We start from the raw sequence: 18773 nt of genomic DNA, 5'->3' as shown, positions 1-18773 counted from the left end.
GAGCGATGGTCGAGACGGGACTGCTGATTCAGACGGTCGTCAACGGCCTGCTGCTCGGCGGCATCTACGTCACCGTCGGCGTCGGCTTCTCGCTGGCGTTCGGCGTGCTCGAGGTCGTCGACTTCGCCGTCGGCGAGTACGTGATGCTCGGTGCCATCATCGGTGGGCTCGTCGCCCCCATGCTCGGCTCCGAGGGTGTCTTCGTCATCCCCCTGGTCCTCGTCGCGTTCTTCGTCGTTGGCTTCCTCGTCCAGCCGCTCATCCACCACGTCACGACAGGTGACCGGCCGCAGCCGTTGCTGATGGGGCTCGTGTTCACCTTCGGACTGGCGACGTTCTTCCGGGGCTCCGTCCTCACGCTCCTGGGCCCGAACAACCGCGACGTTCCGTCGTCGCTGCTCCAGGGGAGCCTCACGGTTCCGGGCGTGGGCATCTTCCCGTACGTTCGCGCCGCGACTGCCGTCTTCGGCGTCGTCGCCCTCGTGGTGTTCATGTACTACCTCTACAACACCAAAGGCGGGATGGCGATCCGTGCCATCGCCGAGGACCGCACGAACGCTCGCCTGATGGGCATCAAGATCAACCGGTACCAGTCCATCGCCTACGGGAGTTACGCCGCGTTGACGGCGGCTGCCGGCGTGTTCATCGGGATGGTGTTCACGGCCAACCCCGGCATGGGGCTGCAGTACACCGCCTTCGCGTTCTTCATGGTCGTTCTCGCCGGGATGGGCTACCTCCCCGGCGTGATTCTCAGTGGAATCGTGTTGGGCCTGGCTCAGTCGCTGACGGCGGTGTACGCGAGTAGCCAGGTCGTCCTGCTCGTGCTGTTCGCGCTCATCTACGCCGTGCTCCTCGTCTCTCCGGCCGGCATCCTCGGGAAGGGAGAGTGGGCATCATGAGCGAGCGGACGACCGACGTCCTCTCGACGCGGTTCGGGTCAGTCCCGGTCTGGCTCGTCGCACTCGTCGGGGTCGTCGTGCTGGTCGCACTCCCGATGGCCCTCGACGCGTTCTGGACCCGCATCGGACTGGGCGCGCTCATGTGGATCGGACTCGCACAGTCGTGGAACATGATCGGCGGCTACGCCGGCTACCTCGACTTCGGACACGGGGCGTACTTCGGCATCGGTGCGTTCGCCACCGGCGCCGTGATGGTCTCGTTCGAACTCCCGTTTCTCGCGGGCTTCGTGGTCGCGGCCGCCGCGGCCGCCGTCATCGCGTACCTCGTCGCCGTCCCGACGCTCCGACTGACCGGGGCGTACTTCGCCATCGCCACCTGGGCGCTCGCGGAGGCGTTCAAGCAGTTGGCGCTCAACCTCGACATCACCGGCGGCACGTTCGGACTCAGCCTGCCGACCACCGCGGCCAGCTTCGGTCTCCCGGTCGGTGAGCTCTCGACGACGCTGTTCTACTACCTCATGTTGATACTGTGTCTCGCGACGATCGCCGTGTCGTACGTCCTCTTCGAACGCAGCAAGTTCGGGTTCCGCGTGAAGGCGCTCCGCGACGACGAGGACGCCGCCGAGTCGCTCGGTATCGACACCACCCGGGTCAAGCGACAGGTGTACGTGCTGTCGTGTGCGGTCGCGGCGCTCTTCGGCAGCGTCCACGCGTACTTCATCACGTTCATCCACCCGAACGACGTGCTGGCGGCGATCATCACCGACCAGATGGTGATCATGGCGCTTCTGGGCGGGCTGGGAACCATCGCCGGCCCCGTCATCGGCGGGGTCCTCGTCTTCTTGCTCCAGCGCCTCTCGTCGGTGTTCCTCGGCCAGTCGACCATCTACCTCCCGCTCATCGGCGTCCTCATCATGTTCGTCGTCCTGTTCGCGCCGAGCGGCGTCGTGGGGCTCCTGCGCGGCGAAGTCGACAGCACCGACATCCGAAACAACGCTCGCGAACTCGCGGAGAAATTCGACCTCCTATGAGCGATTCAGACATCATCCTTCGGACGGAGGCGTTGACCAAGACGTTCGGGGCGCTCCGGGCGAACGACGGCATCTCGCTGTCGGTACCACGCGGCGAGATCAGAGGCATCATCGGCCCGAACGGGAGCGGCAAGACGACGTTCTTCAACACCGTCACCGGGTTCTACCAGCCCGACGGCGGGTCGGTCACCTTCGACGGGACCGACATCACGGGGTGGAAACCCCACAAGATCGCTCGTCGGGGTCTCGGCCGAACGTTCCAGATCGTCTCGCCGTTCGAGAACATGACCGTCCGGCAGAACATGCTGGCCGTCCAGACGACAGCCGACTTCGACAAACGGGCCCGAGCCGACGAGATTCTGGCGTTCCTCGACATCGACCACGTCGCGGAGAACCAGGCGAGCGGCATGAGCGGCGGTCAGCAGAAACTGCTCGAACTGGCGCGGGTCCTGATGCTGGACCCGAAGGTGATCATGCTGGACGAACCTGCCGCGGGCGTCAACCCGGCGTTACAGGAGCGAATCATGGACCACATCCGCGAGCTCAACGAAGAGGGAACCTCGTTCGTCGTCGTCGAACACGACATGAGCGTCATCCGGTCGATCGTCGACACCGTCTCGGTGTTCGACCAGGGCGCGCTCATCGCCGAGGGGACGTTCGACGAGGTCAGACAGGACAAACAGGTTCGCCAGGCGTACCTCGGAACCACCGCGGACGACGAGGGACTCCCGATATGAGTCCCGACGCCAACGCCGGCCCGTCGACGCTGGTCGCGGAGGACGTCGTCACCGGCTACGACGACCAGGAGGTCCTCCACGGCATCTCCTTCGAGAACCGCGAGGGGGTCACCTCCATCTTCGGGCCGAACGGCTCCGGCAAGTCCACGTTCTTGAAGGCGGTGAACGGGGTCGTCCCGGTCTGGTCGGGACGTGTCCGGTACGGCGACGTCGACCTGACCGGTAGGCCGCCCGAAGAGACTGTCACGAACGGCATCGCGACGCTCCCGCAGGGTGGTGGCGTCTTCGACAGCCTCTCGGTCGAGGAGAACCTCCGCGTCGGTGCCTTCACGGTCGGCGACGGCGAGACGGTCGAGCGGCGCGTCGAGGAGGTCCTCGACGCGTTTCCCGTGCTCGAAGACAAGATGGGGGACAAGGCGCGGAACCTCTCGGGCGGTCAGCAGATGATGGTCAGTCTGGGTCGGGCGATGATGTCCGGGGCGGACACCTACCTGCTCGACGAACCGTCGGCGGGCCTCGCGCCCCAACTAGTCGACGACGCGTTCGACCTCGTCACGACGCTCGTCGACAGGGGTGCCCGCGTCGTCCTCGTCGAGCAGAACGTCTCCGCAGCGCTCCGCATCACCGACTACGTCTACATCTTCGCCGAGGGCGAGGTGCAGTTCCACGGCGAGCCGACCGACCTCGCCGACGAGGACGAACTGATGAACCTCTACCTCGGACTGTAGGCCACGGGGTACCCTTGCGGCGGTTCTCTCTCCCCTCCGCCGAGTCGACCACACGGACGCAGTCCGGTCGTGACCGAGCGTGGCGGACCCTCGACTCGCTCCCCGTCTCCGTTCGAACGAACGGGTGGCCCGTCAGGTCGCGTGTGCGACGACCGCGTAGAACGGGTCCGTCCCCGGCTCTCGGCGCACGTCACGCGTTTCGAAGCCGCCCGCGGCGTCGAGCGCCCGGTGGAGCAGGTCGACGCGTCCCGCCATCGACGCGGTACGCCACGCCCGGACGGCCTTCGTCGGGAACAGCCGGTTCGAGAAGCTCACGACCAGGACGCCACCGTCCTCGAGCACCCGGCGGAACTCGGCGAACACGCGCCCGGGGTACTGCAGGTACTGAACGGAGAGCGCACACAGGACGGCGTCGAACTGGCCCTCGGCGAACGGGAGGGTCTGGTCGCGGTTGAGGTCCTGGACGACCCACTCGTCGAGGCGGTCGTTCGCGGCGAGTTCCTCGCGGTTGAGGCCGTGCCCGACCACCTCGTACGACTCGTCGGGCAGGTGCGACACCCAGCTGCTCATCGCGTCGAGGACGCGGTCGCCGGGAGTGAGTACCTCCGCGTAGCAGTCGGTCAGCCGTGCGAGGAACGCGTCGTCGGCGTGCGTGACGAATCGGGGGCTGTCGTAGAACGTCGTGTCGGGTCGCTCGTCGAACCGCTGTCGTTCCGTCTCGGAGAGGACGGGCTGCACAACCGAACGGAGGGAGCACTGAGGCATGAGTCCGTCGGCCGGGACCTTCTACGCGTGGGGTCGAGCGCCCGGGTCGGGCGCGCGAGCAGTGGGCGTCGGTGCCGACGGCTGCGCTCGACGGCTCGACGCAGACGGAGCCCCGACTCAGAAGGAGTAGTCGTCGCCCGTGTCGGTGCGCGCGGCGGGGTCCTGCTGGTCCTCGACGGCCTGCGAGAAGAGGGTGTCCTCCGGCCCCTGGGTGTCGTCCGTGTTCGTGGTGTTGTACGCGGACATCCCCATCGAGAGGAGTTCCTCGACGGCCTGGTCGCGATTGACGAACTCGCCCTGTTCGACGAGTCGGCGAATGTCACTGTCGATTCGGTCGGGCAGCGAGAGTTCGACTTTCGACATGGTCGATACTCAGAGATGCACAGGTGATAAATGTGCGCTCTCACCTGACCGTCTCGAGTGGCGGACGGAGCACGGGCGAGGGAGGCTGAGCGCGCACCTCCGCGCCGGACTGTGCTGTGGGCACCGCGCGGACGGAACCGTTGAGTCCCTCCGCCCCCGAAGCGGGGGTGTGTCCGACACGTACGTCTGTTCGGTCTGCCACGAGACGACGGAGCGCTCCTACGGGGTGCGATTCATCGTCCTGACCTGTCCCGCCTGCGGACGACACGGGCGACACGTCCACGCCTCGCTTGTCTCGCTGCTCGACCGCGTGCCCGAGTCCGAGCGCGGCGACGACTGGGACGACCGCCCGCTCGACGAGCGCCTGCTGGAGGCGCTCGAAGCCGGCCATATCTCGCTCGGTGAGACGGCCGTCTAGTCGCCGGCGGCGGCCCGCTCAGCGCCCCTCGTCGCGCTCGCCGAGGTACGCGCCCGTCCGCTCGGCGACGGCCGACCGGAACGCCCGGACGTCGACGTCGCCCTCGAAGAGGCGGTCGTGCTCTGCGCGCGCCACGCGCTCCAGCACGCGCTCGTACAGCGTGTCGAACGTCACTGGCTGGCCTGCCGCTCGAAGCTGCCGTGCGGCGGCGTCGAATCGCGCGGTCGTCGCCTGGTCGCGGGCGAACGCCTCGGCGTCGGTGTCCGACGCGGCGCGACGCTCTCCTCGGTCCACGGCCGGGTTCTCGAGCGCACAGCGGAGCCCGGTCTTGTTCCGAAGCAACACCCCCGCACACGGTCCGTCGTACCACGCGGAGTCGGGGAACGCGTACGACGAGGGGTCGAAGTCGGCCGCACGCACCTCCGCGCGCACCGTGTTGAGTGGTTCGAGCCCGAGTCGCGTGTAGATCTTCTCGACGCGGTCGGGCTGGAGATATCGCTCGCTCGTCTCCGACCAGACGTCGACGCCCAGCACGTTCGGGGTCTCGTCCCAGTCGTAGTCGACGCCACAGCGGTGCATCGCGCGGGTGAAGAAGACGACCGACGCGACGTCGTCGACGGCGGCCGCGAGCGCCCCGCGGTCGAACGACTCGCGGACGTGCCGGACGGCGTGTTCGTACGCCGGCGGGACGTCGTCTCCGTCGCCGAAGACGCGGACGGCGTCGCCGAAGCGGAGTCGTCCGCCGCCTTGCGCCTGCACCCGAAGGGGTGCGCCGTCGACCAGTTCGTGGACCCAGAGGTGCCCGCGCTCGAACAGCGCCGGCTGGGCATCGGCCGGGGACGGGTCCGAAGGGAACGCCTTCATCTCGTGTGTCGTCACTCGCCGGCCACCCGGAAGTCGTTTCGCCTGTGGGTGTCGGACGTCCTCCGTCGCGGCGGCGGGTCGGTGCGACGGACGGGTCCGATTCGGATTGAACGGTGGGTGACGGCTCCCGGTCGTCGCAGCCGTGCGGAACGTGAAAGAAGTGTGTGAGAACGGGAGCCCCGCGAGAAGGGAGGTGTCGAGCGCGCCTACCGACGACGCGCCGCGAACGCGGCGACGAGTGTCAGCGCGAGCGCCGTCAGCGCGATTCCGCCAGCGGGGAAGGCGAACTCGGTCGACGTCGTCTCGGTCGCGGCTTCTGAGGCGTCGCCGTCGTTCGACGCGGCCGCCGCGGCGTCCGAGTCGGCCGAATCGGCGTCGGTCGTCCCGGTCGAGTCGGCGTCCTCACCCGCGGTGACGGTGACGGTTCCCGATTCGCTCACGGGGTCGACCGCGGACCCGCCGTCGGCGTCGAACTGGAGCGGTTCGACCGAGAGCGTGATGTCGCCGGCCATGCCGCTGGACACCTCGACCGTCGCGAGCACGACGTCCGTTGCGCCGGGCTGGACCTGCTCGTTGAGGTCTGCGGCCTCGAGGGTGAGCCGTGAGCCGTCCTCTGAGAGGGTGGGTTCCGAGGTGAGCCCGAACGCGTCGGGGTAGCTCGCCCCCTGGATGAGCGCGTTACTGTTTCCGACCGAGAGGTCGACGGCGTAGCCGGCGAGCCCGTTCGGTGCCGACGTCAGGACGACGTCGACGGTCGCGGTCTCACCCGGCTGGACGGTCGCGCTCTCGACGCGGATGGTCGGGCTGTCTGTCTGGGCGGTCGCCGCTCCGGTCAGCGCCGAAGCGCAGAGTGCGAGGAGGACGACGCCGACGATGGCGGTTCGGAACCGGTCTGTCTCTCGTGGCATGTGTTGGGTGGTGTGGGGGGATGGTGTGCCGAACGAGCGGGGGCGGCGGCGGAGACCGCCGTGTCAGTTCGCTCGACGCAGTCGCAGTCGTCTCAGGCGTCGATCTCCTCGTACAGCACGACGAGGTCGGCGTAGTCGAGTTGTTCGTTGCCGTTGAAGTCGAACGCGCGAGCGTTGGACTTCACGTTGCTGTTCTCGAGGTTGTTGAACAGCGTGACGACGTCGTCGTAGTCGACGCGGCCGTTGCCGTTGACGTCCTCGTAGCGGCCATCACCGTCGGGGTCCTGCGGCGAGGCACTGCTGCTGCCGACGCTTGCGGGACCGGTCAGGGCAATGCCGGAACGGGGTTCGACGTCGATGGCGTTGCCGTCGTCGTCGTCGAACGACGCGCTGGTGTCGATGTCCGTGGCACCTGCGCCCATGCCGGTGAGGGTGATGGTGGCGAGCTTGAACTCGGTGCCCTCCTGCTGCATCAGCTTGTTCGTATCGGCGAACTTGAACGTCGCCGTCTTGCCGTCCTCGATGGTCGGCTGCTTCGACAGGCCGACCGCGTCGGGGTAGCTCGCGCTCACGATTTCGACGACGCTCTCGTCTGCGACTTCTACCTCGAACGTACCGCCGGCGAGTCCCTCCGGGACGTGCTTCGCCATGACGTCCGCCTCGACCGTCTCGCCCTGCCCGACCGCGACGGAGCTGACGTCGACCTGAACGTTGGGCTGGTAGACGTAGAGACAGTCGTTGGGGTACGAGCGCCGCGACTCGTCGAAGCCGTCCTCACAGCAGAGGACGCGACCGTCGTCCATCACGTAGACGTTGTCGATGTTGCGCACCGCGTCGTTTGCGACCTCCGGCCCGTCGGTGAAGTCCGGGCCGACGATGGCCGCCTCGAGCGTCGAGACGTTGTAGTTCGCGTCGAGTTCGCCGCGGTAGATCACGCCGCCGTCGACGCGGTCCATCCGGACGTCGCCCGTCTCGTCGGCGAGGTCGTCGTTGAACTCGGAGATGCCGAAGTAGACGTAGTCGCCGGGACCGGCGTCGGAGACGCTGTCGACGCCCTCGGCCTTGTTGAACTCGATGGAGGCGCCGATCTCCTTGGCGGCCGCGCGGGTCTCGAGGAAGGGCACCTTGCGGAGTTCGTCGTCGACGCCGTCGGGGCCGTTCTCCTCGTACTGGTCGGCCCACTCGAGAATCTCCTCGTTCGTGATGTAGTTCTGGTTGCCGTTCGCGATGACCTCGAGGTCGGCCTGCTTGAGTGCCGCGTTGAGGTCCCCCACGACGTCGGTGTCGTCGGCCGTGTGGGTCTCGAGGTAGTCCATCTGGGTGACGTCGTCGTACTGGGCGATCCACTCCTCACACTCCGCGTTGGAGGCGTGGCCGAGCGGGATCCACTCGATCTCGAGCTTGACATCGGCCGGGGAGGCACGGGTGCCGGACTCGGCGACGTTCGCCGAGTCGTTGGTGATCTTCGGGGCGTACAGCGTGCCCTCGACGTCCATCGGGTCGTCGTAGCCGGGAATCTCCTCGTCGGCGACGAACTTGTAGATGCCCTTCGAGTCGCCGTCGGAGCAGCCGTAGACCGTCTTGTGGTCGTTCTGGAAGTCCGGTGCCTCCCAGGAGGCGCGGCCCATCACGTAGTACTTGATGGGTGTGGGTTCGTCCGCCGCGGCGTCGCGGATGTCCACCTGGTAGCCGTAGCGGTAGGGGTTCGGGTAGACGTCGCTGATGGGGGCGAACGTGTTCGAGTCACCGGACTGGTCGACCTGGTCCGCGCCGAGGTAGTACGCGAGGAACTCGACGCCGGTCAGCGCCCAGTAGCCCTGGACGTACCAGCTACTCTCGAGGTCGCCGTTGTCGGCGTAGTCGTTGACTGCACCCTGGATCTCCGAGGGGTTCGGTCGGTTCCAGAACTGACAGCCGCCGACGAGGCCCTCGCCGGAACCGGCTTCGACGATGTCGCCCACCGTGTTGGTCAGAGAGACGCGTGGGTGCGCGTAGTTCTCTTCGGAGGTGACCATCGTATTCCACGGCGAGAGGTCACCGTAACAGTTGATGCGAGTTCCACCGACGGCGCGGAACGCGTCGGTGTTGACGACGTTGATGGCGTTCTCGAGGTCGGACTCCCACTCGCCGTCTTCGGTCTGGCTGATCGGAATCCTGCTGACGCATCCCGGGCTGTTCTCCCAGTTGGTGAAGAGGTACCCCTCGGTCTCCTCCTCGTTCGTGGCGACGAACTCGTTGCAGTCAGGGTTGGTCGCAGCCGCGCCGTACTGGGTGCCCGCGAAGTTGTCCATCGTGATGTCGGTGCCGTCGGGCGTCTGGGTTACGCCGAGGCGCTCGGTACCACCGTTGATGGAGTCACGGCCCTTTCCGAGGTAGGTGTACTCGCCCGCGCTGGAGCGAATCCGTCGGCGCTGTTCTTCGGTCTCCGGAATCGACAGCTCCGAGAAGTCGGCGTTCGAGCCGTCCATCTCGAAGTTGAAACCACTGAAGTAGCCGACACCCGGGGCGGAGAACTCGCCCGTGTTCTCCTCGCTCGGGTGCTGATTGCTGTAGAGGAGGGTGCCGTCGGCGAAGACGAACGGTCCGGTCACCTCTGCCCCGAACGCGGTGTTCGAGAAGCGCTTGATGCTCCCCCTCACGCTCGGAGCGTTCGGTGTGTCGGATTCCTCGATCTCGCTGTTGCTCGCACTCGCAACACCGCTTCCCGCCACGCTCGCGCCGAGCGCCGCAGCCAGCGATGAGGCCATCAGGTTACGTCGACTGAAATCGACCATGCACGTGGACGGCACAACCGTTTAATAAAAGCATTTTATAATATCTCTCTCGATTACAACTATCGAGAGTTACCCGACAAGGGTGGTGCGAAGCGGTACCCACTCTATCGTGTCGTACATACGCGTAAATATTCTCGGCTGACATAACGGCCTCGTGCTCTCGAAGCCGTTGGAAGACGCTCGAAAAGACCATCAAGAGGCGGACTGATAACTGTACTTCTCTGCGTATCGAAGACGATATTCCGACAATATTCCGCAAGAGAACGCATCGAAATCTATCACAGAGCCGTGTCGCCCGAGCTCGCTCAGAACACATACAAAACGCTACACTCTCCGCAAAACACAATATATTTTATATATCTCGGACCACGCGCGCCGAACGGCTGTTCGAATCGACGCGTGTTGCTCCTCGGTCACCCACCGAGAGACGACATCGCCCGCGTTACTCGACGCCTCGTTCTTCGGCGCCGTCGCGGATCTCCTGGGCACGGTTCGCGACGACCTCTGCGTACTTGTTGATTCGGTGTGGTTTCAACCCGAAGAACGAGGCGACCCACTCGAGGTCGTTGTGCGGTTGCGCGAGCATGTACGACGCCAGCACGGCACGACCAGCGCCGATAATCGCTGGCGGGATACCGTATTCGCCGGTTCCATCCTCCTCGAAGCCGTTGGCGCAAAAGTAGACGTCGGCGTACAGTTCTGCCATCTCGGGGTCGCCGAACGCGATACCCCGGTGTTCCGGTGCCTCGAACCGATACCGCGGTTCGTCGTCTGTCACTTCGACGACTCGCACGTCGAGGATGTACTCCCTGTGGACCGATTCACACGCCGTCTCGGGGGGTCGCTGGTCTGTCTTCGACATAGTCTCGTCAGTCGCCATCGCGCCGGGTGGCGTGCGCGACGACTCACGTCGGGGATGACGGACACGGGGGTAGTACGTTTATAATTCTGATATATACCCGTCCGGAGTGCTGGGCGGCGGTCTCGACCGGTACTGACCGCGCTTCGGCCCGCCGCTGGTTTCGTGATTCGCAAAAAACAAAATTTTAAACGGTTATGAACTGATTGGTCTTCTGGTTCACAACCATGACAGACGTAACCCTCGACGTCGCAAAGACCCTGATCGACGCCGCCGAAGAGGAAGCCGACGATATCGACGTCCCGATGTGCATCGCCGTGATGGACGAGGGAGCGAACCTCGTCGCCTTCCACCGGATGGACGACGCGCTCCTCGCGAGCGTCTCCATCTCGCAGAACAAGGCCTACAGCGCCGTCTCGCTGAAACTGGACACGGAGACGGTCTGGGAGGTCTCACAGCCCGGCGAGTCGCTGTACGGGCTCGGCAACACGAACGACGGACGCATCATCACCTTCGGCGGGGGCATCCCGCTGGAGTCAGACGGCTCGGTCGTCGGTGGTGTCGGCGTCTCGGGCGGGAGCGCCGAGGAGGACGTCCAGGTCGCGTCGGCCGCCGTCGAGGCGTTCGAGTCGCTGTAAGGCGAGCTGCCTCGTACCCGACGAGTCACAGGCTTCGAACTTCGAATTTTTGACGAACGAGGCTCGAAAACGATTAGTCGAGAGATTTCAGCGGTGTCCCCTTGGCGAGTCGAGCCGCGTTCGACCCGAGGTCACGCGCGTCGCTCGCGGTCACCTCCGAGACGTCGAAGACGGGTTCGTCGTCGGGCAGTTGCTTGTGGTGGACGACGATCCGCGTCTCGTGGACGCTGACGCCGATCTTCAGTGCCGACTCGAGCGCCGCCCCGTGGGCGGCGGCGACGCTGTCGTCGGCCGCGTCGAACTCGACGAGCCAGGGGACTCCCTCCTCTTCGAGGCCGTGTTCGAGGTACGCTACCCACTCCGGCTCTGCGTCCCGCGCGCCGAGACAGCGGACGTGAACGCAGGGCACGTCGTCGTCCTGGTCGACCGGGCCGCGACACTCGCTCATACGGGTCGTGTTACACCGTCACAGACATAAATGACGCCGTTCGCCGCCGTCGCTTCGGCTGTCCGCCCGCGCGGCGGCTCGGCGTCCGGTCCGCGGGTCAGTTCGTCTTCGCCGGCGTCCGCTCGAGCGACGTCGACAGCTCTGCGGGTAACTCGAAGTCCAGGTACGACCCGCCACCGATGTGTGAGAGGACCAGCCCGGTCGCGACGGCGTTCCGGGGCCCCATCTCGCCGCGGACGTTCGCGCGACCGCAGACGATACCGTACTCGGCGAGCGCGTCGGAGATCATCTCGGGAATCTCGAAGTCGAGCGACGAGCGTCCGACCATCACGACGAAGGGGATCTGCCGGATGCTCTCGGTCGGCGTGATGAGGTTGAGCGCCCGCTCGGCGTTCTTGACGAACACCCGGCGCTTTGCCCGGCGGCGGATCCGCCGGATCTCCTCCGGGGACTTGCTGACCGGAACCGGCCGCATCCCGCCGTCGTCTTCGAGGAGGACGGTCCGCCCGAAGAGGCTCGGGTCGACCGGGTCGTCGAGGAAGTCGACGGTCCCGTCCTCTTCGCGGATGCTGAAGAGCGTCTGGACCTTCGCGGACGGGAACTTCTTGACCGCCTCGGCCAGGTCCCTGTCGTCGAGTCCCAGTTCGGAGTCGATGAGCATCGTGACCATGTCGCCGGCACCCGAGAGGTGGATAGAGTCGATCTCCTTGTCCGTGTTCATGTACGCCGCGTCGGTCGAGCCCCCGCCCATGTCGAGGATGGCGACGGGGACGTCCGTCCCCGGCGTCGTGAGCGAGCCGAGAACGGCCATGTTGGCCTCGACCCCCTGGATGATGACTTCGGTGTCGAGTTCGGACTCGATGCCGTCGGCGATCTGCTGCATGGGCAACTGCTGGGTCTTGACCATCGCCGCCAGTGCGACGGCGCTCTCCATGCTGAACTCGCCGGCGACGGAGCCTTCGACCTCCTGTGGGATGAGCGTGTCCACGGCCACGATGTCGCGAATCTCGATGCTGTCGACGGCCTGACCGGTCACCTCGGCCATGCTGGCCCGCGCGCGGTTCAACATCCCGCCGATGTTCGAGCCGCTCTCGCCCTGGACGTCCGCGACCGGCCAGTTGTCCATCACGGTCTCCATGATGACGTCCGCGCCCTCGTCGACGGGGACCTCGGCCGTCGAGCCGCGTTCGTTGATGATCTGGAGCTTCCCGGCCGGGATGGTCCGCTCTTCGACGTCGCCGCTCGGGGTCTTGATGACCACGGCGGACTTGTTCCCCACGAGCGCTCGCGCGACGGGGATGATCTTCTGTGTCTCCTCCGGCGAGAGGTCGAACACCGTCGCGATGCCGTAGGGGTTCGAGAGCTCGTCGATGGACTTCCCCGTCGCCTGCGGGGCGACCTCCACGGCCGTCGGCTGGCCGCGGGGGATCTTGTCCAGTTCGGACACCTCGTCGACGATGGGAATCTCCACGTCGATGCGGTTGTGAATCAACACCGCGTCGTCGCGCTGGACGATGGCCCCGGCGACGTCGTACCCCTCGTCGACCCAGTCGTTGACGAGACCCGCGGCGACCGCGAAGTCGACCGTCTCGGGCACCAGGACCACCACCGGCTCGTCGGGGTCGTGGTCGGCGCGGTCGGCCGTGATCTCGACGGACGTCCCCTGACCCAACCCCACGCCGCCCGGCGTCGACGGGTCGTGACCGATCATCGTCGACTCCGTGATGACCGTCTCCGTGATGGTCTCCATCGCGACGTCACCGATGACCGGTGCCGCCTCGTTGAGCAGGACGCGGTCGATCTCGGCGACGTCGATTCCTGCACTGTCCGCCGCCCGCGAGATCGCGTTCACGACCCCGGGGACGTTCTTCTTCGTGCCTTTCAATCCCGTCGTCCGGTACAGGGCACTGGCGACGAACTCGTGTGTCCCGTCCGCCGAGGTCTGCAAGAGCGCGACCTCAGTGCTCGAGTTGCCGATATCCACACCCGCGGTGTACGCCATGTGATGTCATGTGATGGGGGTGAAAAATAGCTTTCCCAGGCCGGAATGTAACCTGGCTGACCGAACCCGTGTGATTATTTCACATGAATACAAGCTATCTTGCACTAACTATTGGTTCCTTGCTTTATTCCCAACAATTATCCGTGAAGATATAACATGGTTCGTCCCCTGAACCCATGCGTAATGTCAGAGGACGACACGTCAGCAGACAACACACCACGCACCGACGGCTCGGGTGAGGTCGAAGAGACCACACCCAGACGCTCGAAGCGATTCGAGGCGCTCGACGAACGGGCCGTCACCCAGGACGGCTTCGTCAACGAGTGGCCGGAGGTCGGGTTCGTGGCCATGGAGAGCCCGAACGACCCCGACCCGAGTGTGACGGTCGAGGACGGGCAGATCGTCGAGATGGACGGGAAGACCCGCGAGGAGTTCGACTTCATCGACCGGTTCATCGCCGACTACGCCATCAACGTCGACAAGGCCGAAGAGGCGGTCGCGACCGACTCCCTGGAGTTCGCCCGCAAGCTCGTCGACATCAACGTGCCGCGCTCGGAGGTCGTCGAACTCTCGACCGCGATGACGCCGGCGAAACTCGTCGAGGTCATCAACCACCTCGACATGGCCGAGATCATCATGGCGATGAAGAAGATGCGGACCCGGCAGACGCCGGGGAACCAGGCGCACGTCACGAGCCTCAAAGACAACGCGGCGCAGATCGCCGCCGACGCGGCGGAGGCCACGCTCCGGGGCTTCTACGAGGTCGAGACGACGGTCGGGGTCGCCCGGATGGCACCGCTGAACGCGCTCGCCCTGCAGATCGGTGCCCAGACCGGACGTGGCGGAACACTGCCGCAGTGTGCCGTCGAGGAGGCGACCGAACTCGAACTCGGCATGCGCGGGATGACGAGCTACGCCGAGACCGTATCGGTGTACGGGACCGAGGACGTGTTCAAAGACGGCGACGACACGCCGTGGTCGAAGGCGTTCCTCGCCTCGGGCTACGCGTCACGGGGGCTGAAGATGCGCTACACCTCCGGGGCCGGTTCCGAGCTCAACATGGGCCAGGCCGAGGGCAAGTCGATGCTCTATCTGGAGACGCGCTGCATCCTCGTCACCAAGGGCTGTGGCGTCCAGGGGCTCCAGAACGGCGGCATCAGCTGTATCGCCATCCCCACTTCGGTCCCCGCCGGGGTGAAAGAGGTCGCGGCCGAGAACCTCATCACGATGATGGCCGACCTGGAAGTCGCCTCCGGGAACGACCAGACGTTCACCCACTCCGAGAAGCGTCGGACCGCCCGAATGATGCCGCAGTTCCTCGCCGGCACCGACTTCATCTTCTCGGGGTACAGCGCCGTCCCGAACTACGACAACATGTTCGCGGGGTCGACGTTCGACTCCTACGACTTCGACGAGTACAACATCCTCCAGCGGGACCTGCAGGTCGAAGGCGGCACGAAACCGGTCGACGAAGAGACGGTCCTCGAGTACCGCGAACGGGCCGTCAAGGCGCTTCAGACCGTCTTCGAGGAACTCGGCTTCCCACCCATCTCCGACGAGGAGGTCGAAGCCGCCATCTACGCCGACGGCAGCAAGGACATGCCCGACCGCAGCGTGTCCGAGGACATCAAAGCCGCCGAGGAACTGATGGAAGAAGGTGTCACCGGCGCGGACGTGGTGAAGATTCTCGCCGCGAACGGCTTCGAGGACATCGCCGAGAACATGCTCGGCATGCTCAAGGGTCGCGTCGCCGGCGACTACATCCAGACGTCCGGCATCTTCGTCGGTGACGGCGAGTTCGACGTCGTGAGCGCCGTCAACGACCCCAACGAGTACCAGGGTCCCGGCACGGGTCACCGGCTCGAAGGCGAGGCCTGGGAGGAGAAGAAATCGGTTCGGTTCGCGGTCGACCCGGAGGACATCTGAGATGGCACAGGCACAGCAGCACGAACGGAAACTGGTCCTCACGGAGGCCGGCGAGGCCGAGGAGGGAACCGACACCGACGAAGTCGTCATCGCGATCAGCGTTGGGTTCGGCGAGATGAAAGACGAGACGCTCTCGGGGGTCAAACTCGCCGGGGCGCTCCGCGAGATGATGGCCGGTATCGAAGAAGAAGGGCTCAGCGCTCGGGTCGTCCGCTTCTCCGACAGCCTCGACCTCGGGGTCATCGGCCTCCGGGGTGCGAAACTCAGCGGCTCCGGTATCTCGATCGGTATCCAGACCCGCGGGACGACGCTCATCCACCAGGAGGACCTCGTCCCGCTCAGTAATCTGGAGCTGTTCCCGCAGGCACCGCTCATCGACCTCGAGACGTTCCGGGCCATCGGCAAGAACGCGGCGCTGTACGCCAAGGGCGAGACGCCCGAACCCGTGCCGGTCGCCAACGACCCGATGACGCGCCCGAAGTACCAGGCGCTCGCGGCGCTCTGGCACATCAAGGAGATGCAGTTGAAAGACGAGGACAAGCCCCCGATGGAGATGGAGGTGGCCTTCGAATAACCATGGCAGACGACATTCACTACCCACTCGCGGACAACCCCGACGACGTCGAAACGCCCGCCGGGACCAAGCTCTCGGACATCACGCTCGAGAAGATCGTCGACGGCGAGGTCGACGGCTCGGAACTGGTCATCGCGCCGGAGACGCTCGAGAAGCAAGCGAAGATCGCCGAGGACGCCGGCCGACCGCAGCTCGCGCGCAACTTCCGCCGCGCCGCCGAACTGACGGCCGTCCCCGACGACCGCATCCTCGAGATCTACAACGCGCTCCGCCCCAGCGGGGCCGAGAAGGAGGAACTCCACGCCATCGCCGACGAACTCGAATCGGAGTACGACGCCGAAATCAACGCGGCGCACGTGCGCGAAGCGGCCGAGGTGTACGAGGAACGCGACCTGTTCTAAGACGCGGTGGCGCGCGCTTTTTTCACTCCGCTCTGACGTGTCTCTTCGTCCGCCGGCGCTCGACGCCCACTAGAGAAACGGGTGGGCGTCGACCGCGCGCATGTGTCGGCACGACTGTCGGTCGAACCGGCGTCGCGCGGCGAAGCAGTTGCAGTCGACGGCGGCCCCGCCCTCGACACTGACGACGTGGTCGACCGCGGTCTCCATCGCGCGGCCGGGCGTCGGCTCCCGGTCGACGGCCGAGACCCGCACCCGTCCGTCGTCGACGACGGTGAAGCGATACCGCTCGCGGTAGCGCTCCCAGTCGTCGTCTCGGTTGCGGTCGATGGTCTCTTTGAGCACTTCGATGTGCTCGCGCCCACGGTCGGGGTTGTGATTGTCGTCGGCAGCGTCTCCGGCTCCGTCGTCGCCACCGACGCCGGTGTCGTCACGGGCGTCCTTCGCAGTCATACTGTGTGGTACGAGAACTCGACACATAGCTGTTGTTCCCCGCGGGGTCGACGGGCAGCCGTCGCTCGCCTCAGTACGTCGGGTTCTCCTCGGGCACACCGTCGCGGGCGTTCACGAGCCGGGCGAGCACGAACAGGAGGTCGGAGAGCCGATTCAGATACGCCACCGCCTCGTCGTTGATGGGCTCGTCCTGCATGAGGACGATGGCACGGCGCTCGGCGCGCCGACACACGGCTCTGGCGTGATGGAGTCGCGCCCCGGAGTCGCCCCCGCCGGGAAGGATGAACGCCGTCAGCGGTTCGAGTTCCTCTTCGACGGCGTCGATCCACGTCTCCAGCTGTGCCGTGTGCTCCGACCGGATGACTGGGTCGTCCTCGTCGGGGTCGGGGTTGGCGAAATCCGCCTGGACGATGTGGAGGTGGTTCTGGATCTCCCGGAGCCACTCGTCGACGTCGTCGTACCCGGTCGGGCGGACCCGCCCGATGAGGCTGTTCACCTCGTCGACGTTGCCGTACGCCTCGATGCGTGGGCTCGCCTTGGAGATCCGCGACATGTCTCGCAGGTCGGTCTGTCCCTCGTCGCCGCGCTTGGTGTATATCTTCATGGGTTCGTGTGAGTTATCAGTCGCTTCGGACCAGTTCGCCGAGCGCTGCCTCGTGGCCGCAGTGGGTACAGTACCACGTCTCCGCCGTAATCTCGTCCACGTCGATGTCGCTCAGTCCCCAGTAGCCGTCGCAGTTCCCACAGTTCACGTGGACCAGCGTCTCGACGTACGCCGTGTGGTGCTGTGTCATGTCGCGACAACGGCCCGGACGGATATTAAATATGTGGAGCGTTGACACGGATACGCGGCGTCCCGCCAGGGGTGCGTACGGAACCACGGCGCGTGGCGCACCGTTCGACGCGTACAGTTATCCGTCCTGAGTCACTGATGACGCACACCTCGCAGCGTACCGCGGCGCCGCCGCGTGCGGGCGGAGACGCCGCCGGACACCCCATGACAGCCACCCCCCCGATGAAAGCGACTGGCCGCGCCCACCCCATCCAGGGGCTCGTCAAGTACCACGGGCTCCGAGACCCCGCGCGAAACGTCCCGTACCACGACTCCATCTCGGTCTGTACCGCTCCCTCGGAGACGCGCACCACCGTCGCGTTCGGCGACGACGCCGACACGTGCCTGGTCGACGGCGACCCCGTCGACGACGAGGGGTTCGACCGCGTCACGACCGTCCTCGACGCGGTCCGTGACCGCGCCGGGCTCACGTCGGGCGCACGGGTCGAGTCGGTGAACACGTTCGCCTCGAACGTCGGGTTGGGCGCGTCGGCGTCGGCGTACGCAGCGCTCGCCGTCGCGGCCACCGCGGCGGCCGGCCTGTCGCTCTCGCGGCGGGAGCTGTCGGCCCTCGCGCGGCAGGGGGCGACCTCTGCGGCCCGGAGCGTCCCCGGCGGGTACGCACAGCTCCGCGCGCGCCTGCCGGCCCACGAGTGTGTGGGCGAGCGGCTCGACGCGCCCTTCACTGAGGAGGTGCGGATGGTCGTCGGGATGGTCCCCGCGTACAAACGGACCTCGCGTGCGCACGCGGAGACACCCGCTTCGCCGTTCTTCGACGCCCGCCTCGCGGCCGTCCACGAGACGCTCGCCGAGGCACGGGATGCGATTCGCAGCGGCGACTTCGCGCGGACCTTCGCGCTCGCCGAACGCGACTCGCTGAGTCTCCTCGCGACGACGATGACCGGTCCCGACGGGTGGCTGTACTGGCGTCCCGAGACGGTGCGGCTGTACGACCTCGCCCGCCGCCTCCGTGACGAGGGACTCCCCGTCTACTTCTCGTCGGACACCGGTGCGACGGCGTATCTGAACACGACAGCGCCCCACGCCGAGCGTGTCGCCGAGGCGGTCGAGGCGCTCGGACTGGACTCACACGTCTGGCGCGTCGGCGGCCCGGCCGAACGCGTCGACGACCACCTCTTCTGAGGCCGTTCTCGTC

Annotated in this window: 21 protein-coding genes; 10 read left to right on the top strand and 11 right to left on the bottom strand. The window is 66.2% G+C overall.

What is annotated here, in order from left to right; translation table 11 throughout:
* The first annotated feature begins 5 nt into the window (after positions 1-5).
* Genes E6N53_RS12690 through E6N53_RS21260 form a run of 4 tightly spaced genes read left to right on the top strand, consistent with a single transcriptional unit; the run spans position 6 to position 3395 of the window.
* A complete protein-coding gene (locus E6N53_RS12690; protein ID WP_136592164.1) occupies positions 6-899 on the top strand; it encodes a branched-chain amino acid ABC transporter permease in 894 nt (297 codons plus the stop codon).
* Positions 896-1930, top strand: a complete 1035-nt coding sequence (locus E6N53_RS12685) for a branched-chain amino acid ABC transporter permease (RefSeq protein ID WP_142859812.1) — start codon at positions 896-898, stop codon at positions 1928-1930. The genes E6N53_RS12690 and E6N53_RS12685 overlap by 4 nt, the downstream gene beginning before the upstream one ends.
* Complete coding sequence (locus E6N53_RS21265) at positions 1927-2667, top strand: ABC transporter ATP-binding protein (RefSeq protein ID WP_236642353.1); 741 nt, start codon at positions 1927-1929, stop codon at positions 2665-2667. The genes E6N53_RS12685 and E6N53_RS21265 overlap by 4 nt, the downstream gene beginning before the upstream one ends.
* Positions 2664-3395: an ABC transporter ATP-binding protein gene (locus tag E6N53_RS21260; RefSeq protein ID WP_236642352.1), complete on the top strand. Its 732-nt coding sequence runs from the start codon at positions 2664-2666 to the stop codon at positions 3393-3395. The genes E6N53_RS21265 and E6N53_RS21260 overlap by 4 nt, the downstream gene beginning before the upstream one ends.
* A 132-nt stretch (positions 3396-3527) precedes the next feature.
* Here the strand turns inward: E6N53_RS21260 and E6N53_RS12675 are convergent, their stop codons facing one another.
* Both E6N53_RS12675 and E6N53_RS12670 read right to left on the bottom strand, forming a co-directional pair.
* A complete protein-coding gene (locus E6N53_RS12675; protein ID WP_394344756.1) occupies positions 3528-4160 on the bottom strand; it encodes a class I SAM-dependent methyltransferase in 633 nt (210 codons plus the stop codon).
* A gap of 117 nt (positions 4161-4277) precedes the next feature.
* Positions 4278-4523: a DUF7120 family protein gene (locus E6N53_RS12670; RefSeq protein ID WP_136592162.1), complete on the bottom strand. Its 246-nt coding sequence runs from the start codon at positions 4521-4523 to the stop codon at positions 4278-4280.
* Positions 4524-4692: 169 nt separating this feature from the next.
* On the opposite strand from E6N53_RS12670, the gene E6N53_RS12665 reads away from it, so the two are divergent.
* A complete protein-coding gene (locus E6N53_RS12665) occupies positions 4693-4941 on the top strand; it encodes a hypothetical protein (protein ID WP_142859808.1) in 249 nt (82 codons plus the stop codon).
* Between the two features lie 18 nt (positions 4942-4959).
* Here the strand turns inward: E6N53_RS12665 and E6N53_RS12660 are convergent, their stop codons facing one another.
* The 4 genes from E6N53_RS12660 to E6N53_RS12645 form a co-directional block, all read right to left on the bottom strand.
* Positions 4960-5820 (bottom strand): hypothetical protein, encoded by an 861-nt coding sequence (locus E6N53_RS12660; RefSeq protein ID WP_236642351.1) that lies wholly within the window; start codon positions 5818-5820, stop codon positions 4960-4962.
* A gap of 191 nt (positions 5821-6011) precedes the next feature.
* Positions 6012-6713, bottom strand: coding sequence for a cell surface protein (locus E6N53_RS12655; protein ID WP_142859806.1), 702 nt, complete (start codon positions 6711-6713; stop codon positions 6012-6014).
* 92 nt (positions 6714-6805) lie between these two features.
* The gene (locus tag E6N53_RS12650; protein WP_201741147.1) at positions 6806-9487 is read right to left on the bottom strand and encodes an alkaline phosphatase PhoX; all 2682 of its coding nucleotides are present in this window, start codon (positions 9485-9487) and stop codon (positions 6806-6808) included.
* 442 nt (positions 9488-9929) lie between these two features.
* Positions 9930-10349 (bottom strand): hypothetical protein, encoded by a 420-nt coding sequence (locus E6N53_RS12645; protein ID WP_142859804.1) that lies wholly within the window; start codon positions 10347-10349, stop codon positions 9930-9932.
* A 224-nt stretch (positions 10350-10573) separates the two neighbouring features.
* Here E6N53_RS12645 and E6N53_RS12640 point away from each other — a divergent pair, with 224 nt between their 5' ends.
* Positions 10574-10984, top strand: coding sequence for a GlcG/HbpS family heme-binding protein (locus tag E6N53_RS12640; RefSeq protein ID WP_136592158.1), 411 nt, complete (start codon positions 10574-10576; stop codon positions 10982-10984).
* 73 nt (positions 10985-11057) lie between these two features.
* Here the strand turns inward: E6N53_RS12640 and E6N53_RS12635 are convergent, their stop codons facing one another.
* Together E6N53_RS12635 and E6N53_RS12630 are read right to left on the bottom strand one after the other, a co-directional pair.
* Positions 11058-11432, bottom strand: coding sequence for a glycerol dehydratase reactivase beta/small subunit family protein (locus tag E6N53_RS12635; RefSeq protein WP_142859802.1), 375 nt, complete (start codon positions 11430-11432; stop codon positions 11058-11060).
* A gap of 97 nt (positions 11433-11529) precedes the next feature.
* Positions 11530-13434, bottom strand: a complete 1905-nt coding sequence (locus E6N53_RS12630) for a diol dehydratase reactivase subunit alpha (protein WP_142859800.1) — start codon at positions 13432-13434, stop codon at positions 11530-11532.
* A 183-nt stretch (positions 13435-13617) separates the two neighbouring features.
* On the opposite strand from E6N53_RS12630, the gene E6N53_RS12625 reads away from it, so the two are divergent.
* Genes E6N53_RS12625 through E6N53_RS12615 form a run of 3 tightly spaced genes read left to right on the top strand, consistent with a single transcriptional unit; the run spans position 13618 to position 16335 of the window.
* Positions 13618-15360: a propanediol/glycerol family dehydratase large subunit gene (locus E6N53_RS12625; RefSeq protein ID WP_142859798.1), complete on the top strand. Its 1743-nt coding sequence runs from the start codon at positions 13618-13620 to the stop codon at positions 15358-15360.
* 1 nt (position 15361) lies between these two features.
* The gene (locus E6N53_RS12620; RefSeq protein ID WP_136592154.1) at positions 15362-15934 is read left to right on the top strand and encodes a propanediol/glycerol family dehydratase medium subunit; all 573 of its coding nucleotides are present in this window, start codon (positions 15362-15364) and stop codon (positions 15932-15934) included.
* A 2-nt stretch (positions 15935-15936) separates the two neighbouring features.
* Complete coding sequence (locus E6N53_RS12615) at positions 15937-16335, top strand: diol dehydratase small subunit (RefSeq protein WP_136592153.1); 399 nt, start codon at positions 15937-15939, stop codon at positions 16333-16335.
* A gap of 69 nt (positions 16336-16404) precedes the next feature.
* Here the strand turns inward: E6N53_RS12615 and E6N53_RS12610 are convergent, their stop codons facing one another.
* From E6N53_RS12610 to E6N53_RS20760, 3 genes are all read right to left on the bottom strand, one after another.
* Positions 16405-16785 carry a hypothetical protein gene (locus tag E6N53_RS12610; protein ID WP_142859796.1) on the bottom strand — a complete coding sequence of 127 codons (381 nt, stop codon included), beginning with the start codon at positions 16783-16785 and terminating at the stop codon, positions 16405-16407.
* Positions 16786-16855: 70 nt separating this feature from the next.
* Positions 16856-17389 carry a cob(I)yrinic acid a,c-diamide adenosyltransferase gene (locus E6N53_RS12605; protein WP_142859794.1) on the bottom strand — a complete coding sequence of 178 codons (534 nt, stop codon included), beginning with the start codon at positions 17387-17389 and terminating at the stop codon, positions 16856-16858.
* Between the two features lie 16 nt (positions 17390-17405).
* The gene (locus tag E6N53_RS20760; protein ID WP_161596561.1) at positions 17406-17579 is read right to left on the bottom strand and encodes a hypothetical protein; all 174 of its coding nucleotides are present in this window, start codon (positions 17577-17579) and stop codon (positions 17406-17408) included.
* Between the two features lie 221 nt (positions 17580-17800).
* Between E6N53_RS20760 and E6N53_RS12600 the strand changes: the two genes are divergently transcribed.
* Positions 17801-18760: a GHMP family kinase ATP-binding protein gene (locus tag E6N53_RS12600; protein WP_142860425.1), complete on the top strand. Its 960-nt coding sequence runs from the start codon at positions 17801-17803 to the stop codon at positions 18758-18760.
* Positions 18761-18773: the final 13 nt, after the last annotated feature.

Origin of the sequence: Salinigranum halophilum, assembly GCF_007004735.1 — an archaeon.
Lineage (GTDB): Archaea > Halobacteriota > Halobacteria > Halobacteriales > Haloferacaceae > Salinigranum > Salinigranum halophilum.
The sequence above is the reverse complement of the archived record's forward strand: the minus strand, read 5'-3'. Positions and strand labels throughout refer to the sequence as shown.

Coding starts and splice junctions, on each gene's coding strand:
- E6N53_RS12690 (WP_136592164.1), top strand. CDS start 6: ATGGTCGAGACGGGACTGCTGATTCAGACGGTCGTCAACGGCCTGCTG.
- E6N53_RS12685 (WP_142859812.1), top strand. CDS start 896: ATGAGCGAGCGGACGACCGACGTCCTCTCGACGCGGTTCGGGTCAGTC.
- E6N53_RS21265 (WP_236642353.1), top strand. CDS start 1,927: ATGAGCGATTCAGACATCATCCTTCGGACGGAGGCGTTGACCAAGACG.
- E6N53_RS21260 (WP_236642352.1), top strand. CDS start 2,664: ATGAGTCCCGACGCCAACGCCGGCCCGTCGACGCTGGTCGCGGAGGAC.
- E6N53_RS12675 (WP_394344756.1), bottom strand. CDS start 4,160: ATGCCTCAGTGCTCCCTCCGTTCGGTTGTGCAGCCCGTCCTCTCCGAG.
- E6N53_RS12670 (WP_136592162.1), bottom strand. CDS start 4,523: ATGTCGAAAGTCGAACTCTCGCTGCCCGACCGAATCGACAGTGACATT.
- E6N53_RS12655 (WP_142859806.1), bottom strand. CDS start 6,713: ATGCCACGAGAGACAGACCGGTTCCGAACCGCCATCGTCGGCGTCGTC.
- E6N53_RS12650 (WP_201741147.1), bottom strand. CDS start 9,487: ATGGTCGATTTCAGTCGACGTAACCTGATGGCCTCATCGCTGGCTGCG.
- E6N53_RS12645 (WP_142859804.1), bottom strand. CDS start 10,349: ATGTCGAAGACAGACCAGCGACCCCCCGAGACGGCGTGTGAATCGGTC.
- E6N53_RS12640 (WP_136592158.1), top strand. CDS start 10,574: ATGACAGACGTAACCCTCGACGTCGCAAAGACCCTGATCGACGCCGCC.
- E6N53_RS12635 (WP_142859802.1), bottom strand. CDS start 11,432: ATGAGCGAGTGTCGCGGCCCGGTCGACCAGGACGACGACGTGCCCTGC.
- E6N53_RS12630 (WP_142859800.1), bottom strand. CDS start 13,434: ATGGCGTACACCGCGGGTGTGGATATCGGCAACTCGAGCACTGAGGTC.
- E6N53_RS12625 (WP_142859798.1), top strand. CDS start 13,618: ATGTCAGAGGACGACACGTCAGCAGACAACACACCACGCACCGACGGC.
- E6N53_RS12620 (WP_136592154.1), top strand. CDS start 15,362: ATGGCACAGGCACAGCAGCACGAACGGAAACTGGTCCTCACGGAGGCC.
- E6N53_RS12615 (WP_136592153.1), top strand. CDS start 15,937: ATGGCAGACGACATTCACTACCCACTCGCGGACAACCCCGACGACGTC.
- E6N53_RS12610 (WP_142859796.1), bottom strand. CDS start 16,785: ATGACTGCGAAGGACGCCCGTGACGACACCGGCGTCGGTGGCGACGAC.
- E6N53_RS12605 (WP_142859794.1), bottom strand. CDS start 17,389: ATGAAGATATACACCAAGCGCGGCGACGAGGGACAGACCGACCTGCGA.
- E6N53_RS20760 (WP_161596561.1), bottom strand. CDS start 17,579: ATGACACAGCACCACACGGCGTACGTCGAGACGCTGGTCCACGTGAAC.
- E6N53_RS12600 (WP_142860425.1), top strand. CDS start 17,801: ATGAAAGCGACTGGCCGCGCCCACCCCATCCAGGGGCTCGTCAAGTAC.